At 73.0% G+C, this 8,632-nt stretch carries 10 protein-coding genes; 7 read left to right on the top strand and 3 right to left on the bottom strand.

Translation table 11 applies throughout. The annotated features are described in order from the left end of the window. The first annotated feature begins 266 nt into the window (after positions 1 to 266). Genes ACIRJR_RS27970 through ACIRJR_RS27955 form a run of 4 tightly spaced genes read left to right on the top strand, consistent with a single transcriptional unit; the run spans position 267 to position 2,587 of the window. A complete protein-coding gene (locus ACIRJR_RS27970; RefSeq protein ID WP_403785599.1) occupies positions 267 to 1,229 on the top strand; it encodes a zinc-binding dehydrogenase in 963 nt (320 codons plus the stop codon). After that, positions 1,229 to 1,774: a GNAT family N-acetyltransferase gene (locus tag ACIRJR_RS27965; protein ID WP_403785596.1), complete on the top strand. Its 546-nt coding sequence runs from the start codon at positions 1,229 to 1,231 to the stop codon at positions 1,772 to 1,774. The genes ACIRJR_RS27970 and ACIRJR_RS27965 overlap by 1 nt, the downstream gene beginning before the upstream one ends. A 31-nt stretch (positions 1,775 to 1,805) precedes the next feature. Beyond that, positions 1,806 to 2,015 (top strand): sigma factor-like helix-turn-helix DNA-binding protein, encoded by a 210-nt coding sequence (locus ACIRJR_RS27960; RefSeq protein ID WP_033298277.1) that lies wholly within the window; start codon positions 1,806 to 1,808, stop codon positions 2,013 to 2,015. Further along, positions 2,015 to 2,587 carry a Clp protease N-terminal domain-containing protein gene (locus ACIRJR_RS27955; protein ID WP_403785594.1) on the top strand — a complete coding sequence of 191 codons (573 nt, stop codon included), beginning with the start codon at positions 2,015 to 2,017 and terminating at the stop codon, positions 2,585 to 2,587. Before ACIRJR_RS27960 ends, ACIRJR_RS27955 begins: the two co-directional genes overlap by 1 nt. Before the next feature lie 136 nt (positions 2,588 to 2,723). Here the strand turns inward: ACIRJR_RS27955 and ACIRJR_RS27950 are convergent, their stop codons facing one another. Then, the gene (locus ACIRJR_RS27950; protein ID WP_403785591.1) at positions 2,724 to 3,701 is read right to left on the bottom strand and encodes a helix-turn-helix transcriptional regulator; all 978 of its coding nucleotides are present in this window, start codon (positions 3,699 to 3,701) and stop codon (positions 2,724 to 2,726) included. Between the two features lies 1 nt (position 3,702). Beyond that, positions 3,703 to 4,560, bottom strand: coding sequence for a DUF4097 family beta strand repeat-containing protein (locus ACIRJR_RS27945; protein WP_403785588.1), 858 nt, complete (start codon positions 4,558 to 4,560; stop codon positions 3,703 to 3,705). 167 nt (positions 4,561 to 4,727) lie between these two features. On the opposite strand from ACIRJR_RS27945, the gene ACIRJR_RS27940 reads away from it, so the two are divergent. After that, positions 4,728 to 5,609 carry a hypothetical protein gene (locus ACIRJR_RS27940; protein ID WP_403785586.1) on the top strand — a complete coding sequence of 294 codons (882 nt, stop codon included), beginning with the start codon at positions 4,728 to 4,730 and terminating at the stop codon, positions 5,607 to 5,609. Here ACIRJR_RS27940 and ACIRJR_RS27935 read toward each other — a convergent pair whose 3' ends face one another. Further along, complete coding sequence (locus ACIRJR_RS27935) at positions 5,610 to 5,792, bottom strand: DUF6104 family protein (protein ID WP_003961784.1); 183 nt, start codon at positions 5,790 to 5,792, stop codon at positions 5,610 to 5,612. A 179-nt stretch (positions 5,793 to 5,971) separates the two neighbouring features. On the opposite strand from ACIRJR_RS27935, the gene ACIRJR_RS27930 reads away from it, so the two are divergent. Next, positions 5,972 to 6,544, top strand: a complete 573-nt coding sequence (locus tag ACIRJR_RS27930) for a CU044_2847 family protein (protein WP_403785583.1) — start codon at positions 5,972 to 5,974, stop codon at positions 6,542 to 6,544. Beyond that, positions 6,541 to 8,628, top strand: a complete 2,088-nt coding sequence (locus ACIRJR_RS27925; RefSeq protein WP_403785581.1) for a trypsin-like peptidase domain-containing protein — start codon at positions 6,541 to 6,543, stop codon at positions 8,626 to 8,628. The genes ACIRJR_RS27930 and ACIRJR_RS27925 overlap by 4 nt, the downstream gene beginning before the upstream one ends. Positions 8,629 to 8,632: the final 4 nt, after the last annotated feature.

Raw genomic sequence — 8,632 nt, 5'->3', positions numbered from 1 at the left:
CCCTGCCCCCCCCCCCCCCCCCCCCCCCCCCCGCCCCGGCGCGCCCCCCCCCCCCGCCCCGCCCCCCGCCCCCCCCCCCCCCGGGCCCCCCGGCCGCCCCCCCCCCCCCCCCCCCCCCCCCCCCCCCCCCCCCCCCCCCCCCCGGGCGCGGCCCCCCCCCCGGCCCCGGACGCGTTCCCCGGGGGGCTCCACCCGCGGTGAGCTGGGGCGTGTGTCACACCTTCGAACGGTTACGTCACGGCGCGTCACGGCCTATCGTCGTGGCCATGTTCGCCGCCTACGCAGCCCGCATCGACCGTGACCGGCCCCTCGACGGGCTCGAACTGGGCGAACGCCCGGCACCCGAGGCGCGGCCCGGGTGGACCACCGTCAGGGTGAAGGCCGCTTCGCTCAACCACCACGACCTCTGGTCCCTGCGCGGCGTCGGCCTCGGTGAGGACAAGCTGCCCATGATCCTCGGCTGCGACGCCGCGGGTGTCGACCAGGACGGCAACGAGGTCGTCCTGCACTCCGTCATCGGCCAGACGGGCCACGGCGTCGGCCCGGACGAGCCGCGCTCCATCCTCACCGAGCGCTATCAGGGCACCTTCGCCGAGCAGGTCACGGTCCCCAGCTGGAACGTCCTGCCCAAGCCGAAGGAACTCACCTTCGAGCAGGCCGCCTGTCTGCCGACCGCCTGGCTGACCGCGTACCGGATGCTGTTCACCAACGCCGGGGTGCGGCCCGGTGACTCCGTCCTCGTGCAGGGAGCCGGCGGAGGTGTGGCCACCGCCGCGATCGTGCTCGGCAGGGCCGCCGGTCTCCGGATGTTCGCCACCAGCCGTGACGAGGCCAAGCGCAAGCGGGCCGTCGAGCTGGGCGCCGTCGAGGCCTGCGAGCCGGGTGCCCGGCTGCCCCAGCGTGTCGACGCGGTCATCGAGACCGTCGGTGCCGCGACCTGGTCCCACTCGGTCAAGTCGCTGCGCCCCGGAGGCACCCTGGTCATCTCGGGCGCCACCAGCGGTGACCGCCCCTCGCACGCCGAGCTGACCCGCATCTTCTTCCTGGAGCTCAAGGTCGTCGGCTCCACGATGGGCTCCAAGGACGAGCTGGAGGACCTCCTGTCGTTCTGCGCGGCCACCGGTGTGCGGCCCGTCATCGACGGGACGCTGCCGCTCGACCGGGCCCGCGAAGGCTTCGAGCGGCTGGCCGCCGGAGACCTGTTCGGAAAGATCGTTCTCACGACCTGATGAGCGCCCAGGGGGAGCCGCGGGCACCGGACGGCCTCGGCCTGAGGGCCTGGCGGCCCGAGGACGCTCCGGCACTTCTCCGTGCCTTCTCGTCTCCGGAGATGGCGCGGCAGGCGGGCCGGCCCGTCACGACCGGTGCCGAGGCGCTGGAGTGGGTCGCGGAGCGGGAGGCCGAACGGGCGGCCGGCACGGCCTACGGCTGGGCCGTCGTGCGGGACGGGGTCCCACTGGGGCACGTGGCCGTCGCGGCGGTGAACCACGTCCACGACACCGGCTGGGTCTCGTACTGGACGGTCGAAGGGGCCCGCGGGACGGGTGTCGCCCTCGGGGGCGTACGGGCGCTGGCCCGCTGGGCCTTCGACGACCTGGGTCTCCACCGGCTGGAGCTCGGCCACAGGACGAACAATCCGGCCTCCTGTGCCGTAGCCGTGCGGGCCGGCTTCGTCCCGGAGGGCATCGAACGGCAGAGGCTCCGCTACGGCGATGTCCGGTACGACGTGGAGCGCCACGCCCGCCTCTCCACCGATGATGTCAACGATGGTTGACGGGTGTCCGATGTCAACGTAAGTTGACGTCATGACCGAAGCAACGGATCTCGCCGCCCGCGCCGGTGATCACGACCCGCGAGTCGGCCTGCGGGCCGTCGCCGCACTGCGGCGGCTGCTCGAGCAACTCGAAGCCGTCCAGGTGAGAAGTGCCCGTGTCCAGGGGTGGTCGTGGCAGGAAATCGCTGCCGAGCTGGGTGTCAGCAGGCAGGCCGTGCACAAGAAGTACGGGAGGCATTGATGTTCGAGCGATTCACCAAGGGTGCCCGGGCCACCGTGACCGGCGCCGTGACCCATGCCGAGCGTACGGACGCGGACTCGGTGACCGAGGGGCACCTGCTGCTCTCCTTGCTGGACCAGCAAGGCAGCCGGGTCTCCTTCGCCCTCGCTGCCCTCGGACTCAGCGATCGCCGCGCCTCGGTGGAGGCGGCACTCGACGATGCCCGCCGCCGCGGAGGGCTCACCAGGGCCGACAGTGAGGCGCTCGCCGGAATCGGTATCGATGTCACCGAGATCGTGGCCCGGGTCGAAGGGGCTCACGGTGAGGGGGTTCTGGCGGGCGGGCGCGCGAACCGCCGATGGTGGACCGGCCGTCGGCCCTTCACGGCCGGCGCCAAACGCATCCTGGAGAAGTCCCTGCGTGTCGCCCTCGGCCGCCGCGACCGCTTCATCGGTGAGGAGCACTTGCTGCTCGCCCTGACCGCTTGCCCCGGTGTCGTGGCCGATGTGCTCGCCGAACACGGTGCCACCTACGCGACGGTGGAGCGGGCACTGTACGGGGACACGGGCCAGGGCACGGCCCGCGCGAGCTGAACCGGCGACCCGGCCCGCGCGAGCTGAACCGGCGGCCCGGCCCGGCGGCCCGGCCGGGTGAAGCCGACGGGGCGCGACGCCGGCCTGGCCGCGGTGTCGCCCGGCCAGGATGTCCGGCCGGGCGACGAGCGGTTCGTCACCTGCCGGAGGGGCCCGCCGCCGTCTCGTCGGGCGTACCGCGCAGCAGTGAGTCGATGCGGGTCGCCGCCCCGGCCAGGTGACGGCGCGCCTCCGCGAGCTGTGCCTCGGTGACGCCGCGGTCCCGGGCCGCGTCGCGGATGTCGTCGCGGAAGCGGTCCAGCAGGCGGTCCAGGTCCCGGGCGGCGTCGCCGGTGCTCGTGGCGTCGGCGGCCCACTCGATGTCCGGTTCTTCGGGTGCCGGACGGCTGTACGAGGGCCAGGTGCCGGTCTTGGCGAAGCCGCCGAGCTGGCCGGTGATCTCGGCGAGCCCGTCCCGCACCCCGGCGGGCCAGTCGCCCCGCGCGAAGTGCTCCTGGACCTGGCGTGCGGCGTTCTGCACCTGCTCCCGAGCCTTCTCGTGCGCCTCCTGGGCCTGACGGCGGGCCTGGTCGGCGTCCTCGCGGGCCTTACGGGACTCGTCCTTCGCCCTGCGGGCCTGTTCCTTCCATTCCTGCTTGGCCTTGCGGAGCTCTTCCTTCGCCGTGCGCCAGGCATCCGTGTCCCCGAGACCGGCGTCCCAGCCGCTCCGGCCGCCGGCCGAGGCATGCCGGGACTCGGAGGCCGCAGCGCGCATCTCGCTGCGGAGCTGGCCCGCCGCGCCCCGTACGTCGTCGCGGATCTCGGCGGCCAGCTCGGAGACGGACTCGCGGATCTCCAGCTCCAGATCGGCCAGTTCGCCGCTTCGGCCGGCCAGCTCGGCGCGCCCGGCGTCGGTGATGGAGTAGACCTTGCGGCCGCCTTCGGTGGCGTGGGTGACCAGGCCTTCCGCCTCGAGTTTGGCCAGCCGGGGATAGACGGTGCCGGCCGACGGCGCGTACAGCCCCTGGAAGCGCTCCTCCAGGAGGCGGATCACCTCGTACCCGTGGCGGGGGGCCTCGTCCAGCAGTTTGAGCAGGTACAGGCGCAGACGGCCGTGGGCGAATACGGGGGCCATGTCAGAGCACCTTTCCGGTCGGCTCGGCATCGTGCGCGTGGTCCTGGACGGGTGGGCGGCGCAGCAGGGCGATGGAACCCGACACCGTGGTCGCCTTCAGCCTGCCCGTGCCCGCTCCCAGGGTGCCGGTGATCTTCTTCGCGCCCCACTGGCCGCCCACGCGCAGGTCTTCGAAGGCGCTGGACACGGTGCCGCCGGCGGTGTTCGCCTCGACCCTCGCGTCCGCCGGATGTGGCAGCCGGACGGCGATCTCGCCGGACACCGAGGTCAGTCTGATGTCGGTCGGCTTCGGTGAGGTGTCGAGATCGAGCAGCATGTGGCCGGTGACGGATTCCGCGTGGACCGAGGTGCCGGCACTCTCGACGACCGTCAGATCGCCCGACACCGACGTGAAGTGGAGGTCGCCCGTGACGGACTGGGCCTCCAGGGTGCCGGACACGGTCTCGGCACGGACGGCTCCGGAGAGGCCCACGAGGGTGCTGTCGCCGGAGATGCCCCTCAGCTCTGTCCGCCCCCTGATTCCCGAGACGACCGCTTCGGCGCCGACCGCTCCGACCTCCACCGCCGCCCTCGTCGGCACGGACAGGGACACCACGGCGCTGCGACGCGGACTCCGCCGGTCGAGCCACGAGAGGAGGCCCTGCCACGGCAGGTCCTCGTAGGTGACGGTGAGGGTGCCGTCCCGCAGGGTCACGATCAGCGGGGGCCCGTCGATCGCGGACACCTCCAGCCTGGCGGCCGGCTCGTCGGTGCCGACGACATTGATCGTGCCGTCGACGAGCCGCACGTTGAGTGCTGTCACGGGCTCGTCGAAGGCGAGCCTCAGGGGCTCGGCGACGGTCCACGTCGTCTCGGGCATGGATCTGACCTCCCACTGGCTGGCGTAACGCAATATATCGCGTCTCCTGAGAACACGATATATCGCGGATCGGGGAAGTCAAGAGTGAATCGGAAGGGGCGTGTAGGGGTGGTCGATGAGTGCATCAAAGGGTCCACAAGTGGGCAAAGTGCCCTAGCGTATGGGACATGACCGCGACATCCGTGGGTGCCCTGCTGCTGTGCCGGGCCGACCCCGAGACCGTACGGCCCGTGGCCCACCTCCTGCGGGAGCGCATGCTGCTCGTGCCCGCCGGGGCCGGCTGGAGCGTGCTCGTCCCCGAGGGGAAGCCGTGGCGGAAGGACGGCCAGGACGGGGGCGGGGGAGCGGCGGCAGGCGGGGGCACCGCGTCCGACGGAGGTGTGGAGCCCGTCGACCGCGTCGTCGGCGGCTGGGTCACGGCCCTCGCGGTGGGTTCGACGTGGCCGGTACTCGCGCTGTGGTGGGACGGGGACCGGTCCGGCTACACGCTAGCCTCGGGGTTCCGCCGCCCGGTCGGCTACACCTGGCTCGCCGACGGCACCCCCGCCGCCGAGGAGGAGGCCATGCGGACGTCCGCACTCCGGCTCGGCCTCGACCCCGTCCAGGACGTCCAGGCGCTGGAGGAACTCACCCGGGCGGATCCGGAGGCGGACGCCGATGCCCGGCTGCGGGGGCTGCTCGTCGTGCTCGCCCGCGCGGGGGTGGATCTCCCGCCCGGTCTCACGCCGGGCGATCCCGCCGACCGGCTGCGCTCGGTGGCCGGGATCCTCCCGGAGGCGGAACAGATCGAATGGGCCGGCTGGCGCGATGCCGTTCGCGTGGAACTCGACGCCGTCGAGAGCGGAAGCCTCGGCCCCTGGATGCTCGGTCCGCGGGCCCGTGCCGCCGCCACGGCCCAGGTCGTCGTGGGTCTCCCGCTCGCCCTGTGGGGTGCCGGCCGCCGTAGCGGCGGCTGGGTCACGGCGGGCATGGTCCTTCTCGTGCAGGGTGTGCTGGGACTCGCGTACAACCGCCTCAGGAGCCCGGCGGGAGGACGTCGGGGGAGGTGACTACTCGTCCTCGTCCTCGTCGTCCAGCCGGGCCAGCCAGGTCGCGAGGCGTTCGACGGGGACCTCGAAGTCGGGATTGAGGTCGACGAAGGTGCGGAGTTGCTCGGCGAGCCACTCGAAGGTGACCTCCTCCTCGCCGCGCCGCTTCTCCAGTTCCTCGATGCCACGGTCCGTGAAGTACATGCGTGCGCTCGCTCCGGGTGGGGACGTAGGTGTCCCCTCAGGGTAATGGCGTTCCCATCGCCGCCGCGCAGGGCAGAACACCCGGAACAGGCGTACCGCGGACGGCGTCGTGCTCCATGAGCCCCACATCGCCTGCGGACTCCCGCTAATCTGCGACGAGTTGGGGAACGGGGGGTGTCATGGGTGACAGTGTGGCCCGGATCACGCGCATCGAGATGCCGGACGGTACACCGGTCTGGGCGCGGATATCCGGCGCTGAGGAGCTGGGGGAACCCACAGGGGGGCCGACCTACACGGACATCGGGTACGAGGACCTGACCGACCGGATCCAGGCGAGGGTGGAGAGCCTCGCCGACGTCGTCACGAGCGTCGCCCGCTCGTTGGCCGAGCCCTTGCGCGCGGTACGGCCGGACGAGGTCAGCGTGGAATTCGGCATCGAGCTCACGGCCAAGGCGGGCAAGGTCGTCGGACTCCTCGCGGACGGCGAGGCCAAGGGCGCGATCAAGGTCACTCTCACCTGGTCCGGCGGAGAGTCCCCTCCCTCCACCTCTCCTCCCGCCGCGCCGCCAACCGCCACACCTCCTCCTCCCACCACGCCCCCTCCCGCCACGCCGCCATCCGCCACACCTCCTCCTCCCACCACCACCCCGCCGCCCGTCGGCGCTCCGCCGGGCGAGCCGTCCGCCGGGGCTTCCACCGGCGCACCGGTGCATCCCCTCGGCGGTGGGGCGCCCGGCGGTGACGGTTCATGACCCAGCCCGCCGGCGGGGGCGCAGAGGGCGGACGGGACCGGGCGACCCTTGCCCTGATGGACCTCGTGAGGGAAGCGACGGTACGCATCCATCGGCCGGGGCCCGGGTATGTCCCAGACGGATCCGACACGGGCTTTCTCGGCAGCGGCTTCTTCATCGCACCCAGCTGGGTCCTCACATGCGCCCACGTGGTGCTTCAGGGGGAGGGGGGCGGGGTGAACGTGGTCTTCAGGCCCGACCGGCACAGCGCCGCGGAGACCGCCGTCGCGGGCACGATCGTCGCGACGCTGCCCGAGACCGGACCGGGCACCGGACCGCGGGCACCCGGCTGGCCGGCCCCCGACCTGGCCCTGATCCGCCTGCTGGAACCGGCCGAACACGCGTGCGTATACGTGACGGAGAGGCCCGCCGCCATGCTCCCGGGCGGCAGGGTCCACTACGTGGGCTGGACCGGTCCGAGGGGCGGCAGGCCGGCCGCCGTCAGCGGCGACTGCGCGGTGAAGGGCATGTTCGGGGGGCCCGCCGACGACGGGCAGCAGATCCGGCTGGGCGGTGACTGGATGGAGGCCGGGATGTCCGGCGGCCCGGTGGTCGACCTGGCCCGGGGTGAGGTGGTCGGCGTCCTCAAGTCACGCATCGAGGGCGAACAGGGCGGCACGGCGGTCGGCATCGAACGGCTGCGTACCCTCCCGGTCCCGGCCGGTGCGGAGGACCGGCGGGCCGATCACTACCACGCGGTGTTCCACGCGCACGACCGTCATCACGCCGACCGGCACGACAGCACGGCCGGCACCGAGCGGACCTGGGTCGACGCCCAGAGCGAGCTCGCGACCGGGCCCGGGCACACGCTCAGCCCCCGGCAGCGGATCGTCCTTCTGGGGCGGCTGGCGGACATCCCGCCCCCGGTCAGCACGCGTGCCCTGCTCGACCTGCTGGACAGCCTTCCGGACGTCTGGTCCGGCGATCACCGCCCTGCCCCGCGGGGCTGGCGCGACGGCCTCGCGGCCCTGTACGAGGTGCGTGACGGCGATCCCGCGCTCGAACTGGTCCTGCGCTACTGCATGGCCGTCATCTCCGCCGACCGCCCCTACGAGGCCACGGGCACCGCGGAGGCCACCCAGGCCCTCTGGGAGTGGGTGCGCCGGACCGCCGACGACCGCCTCTCCCGCGGCTTCCGCAAGGAACTCGATCTGCTCTGGAGCGCGGGCCGCAACCGTCCGGTTCCCGGGCGCCGCGCACCTCACGCCCGGCCCGGCGCGGCGGAGCCGCCGGCGGCGCGGTCCTTCGTCCTGCTGTCGCTGGAACTGCGTGGCTGGGAGCAGGGACGCTACGACTGGCGCATCGCCGTCGGTGAGGGCGACGGCGACTTCCGTCCGGTCGCGGAGGACGCCCACGGCACCGCGCTGGCCGACCTGCCGTCCCGGTTGGCCGCTCCGCTGGCCGAGGCCTTCAGGTGCTGTGACGAGCCGGACAGCCCGGCCGTCCTCCAGGTGGCCACCGACCGGGCGTTGTTCACCCTGGACGTGGACAAGTGGTGCCTGGCGCCGCACGAACCACCGCTCGGTGTCGTGCGCCCCGTGGTCCTCAGGTGCGCCGACCAGGAGGCGTACGACGAGGAGTGGTCCGCGAAGGAGCGGAAGGTCCGCTGGAACCGCATGGCGGCGGGCCCGGTACGCGGCGAGGTCATCGACTGTGTCGCCGGTATCCGGGTACGTGTTCCGGAGACGGCCGAGCTCCGCACGCTGGCGCACGAGACGGTTCCGCTGCTCTGCCAGTACGGCGGTCACTCCCCGGCGGAGGCTCTGGCCGGGCTCGGCCGGGTGGTGAGCGCGGGCTACGGCGTGGTGCTGTGGCGGAGGCGCGCGGGGCAGGCCGGGGCCGTCTGCACGGAGTTCCACCGGCGTGGCGCCGACACGGTGGCACAGGCCGGCGTGAGTGGCCGACTTCCCTACTTGATACACGAGTTGAGGAAATCTGTACGGGCCGGCCGTATCGAGACGTACTGGTCCGACAGCGTCGCCCTGCTCTACGACGACCCGCATCATCCGCTGCCCGGCTCCGGGCAGCTCCTGGAGGCGCCATGACAGG

Origin of the sequence: Streptomyces sp. NPDC102402, assembly GCF_044765765.1 — a bacterium.
GTDB lineage: Bacteria > Actinomycetota > Actinomycetes > Streptomycetales > Streptomycetaceae > Streptomyces.
This window is presented reverse-complemented; position numbering and strand designations above follow the sequence as displayed.

Coding starts and splice junctions, on each gene's coding strand:
- ACIRJR_RS27970 (WP_403785599.1), top strand. CDS start 267: ATGTTCGCCGCCTACGCAGCCCGCATCGACCGTGACCGGCCCCTCGAC.
- ACIRJR_RS27965 (WP_403785596.1), top strand. CDS start 1,229: ATGAGCGCCCAGGGGGAGCCGCGGGCACCGGACGGCCTCGGCCTGAGG.
- ACIRJR_RS27960 (WP_033298277.1), top strand. CDS start 1,806: ATGACCGAAGCAACGGATCTCGCCGCCCGCGCCGGTGATCACGACCCG.
- ACIRJR_RS27955 (WP_403785594.1), top strand. CDS start 2,015: ATGTTCGAGCGATTCACCAAGGGTGCCCGGGCCACCGTGACCGGCGCC.
- ACIRJR_RS27950 (WP_403785591.1), bottom strand. CDS start 3,701: ATGGCCCCCGTATTCGCCCACGGCCGTCTGCGCCTGTACCTGCTCAAA.
- ACIRJR_RS27945 (WP_403785588.1), bottom strand. CDS start 4,560: ATGCCCGAGACGACGTGGACCGTCGCCGAGCCCCTGAGGCTCGCCTTC.
- ACIRJR_RS27940 (WP_403785586.1), top strand. CDS start 4,728: ATGACCGCGACATCCGTGGGTGCCCTGCTGCTGTGCCGGGCCGACCCC.
- ACIRJR_RS27935 (WP_003961784.1), bottom strand. CDS start 5,792: ATGTACTTCACGGACCGTGGCATCGAGGAACTGGAGAAGCGGCGCGGC.
- ACIRJR_RS27930 (WP_403785583.1), top strand. CDS start 5,972: ATGGGTGACAGTGTGGCCCGGATCACGCGCATCGAGATGCCGGACGGT.
- ACIRJR_RS27925 (WP_403785581.1), top strand. CDS start 6,541: ATGACCCAGCCCGCCGGCGGGGGCGCAGAGGGCGGACGGGACCGGGCG.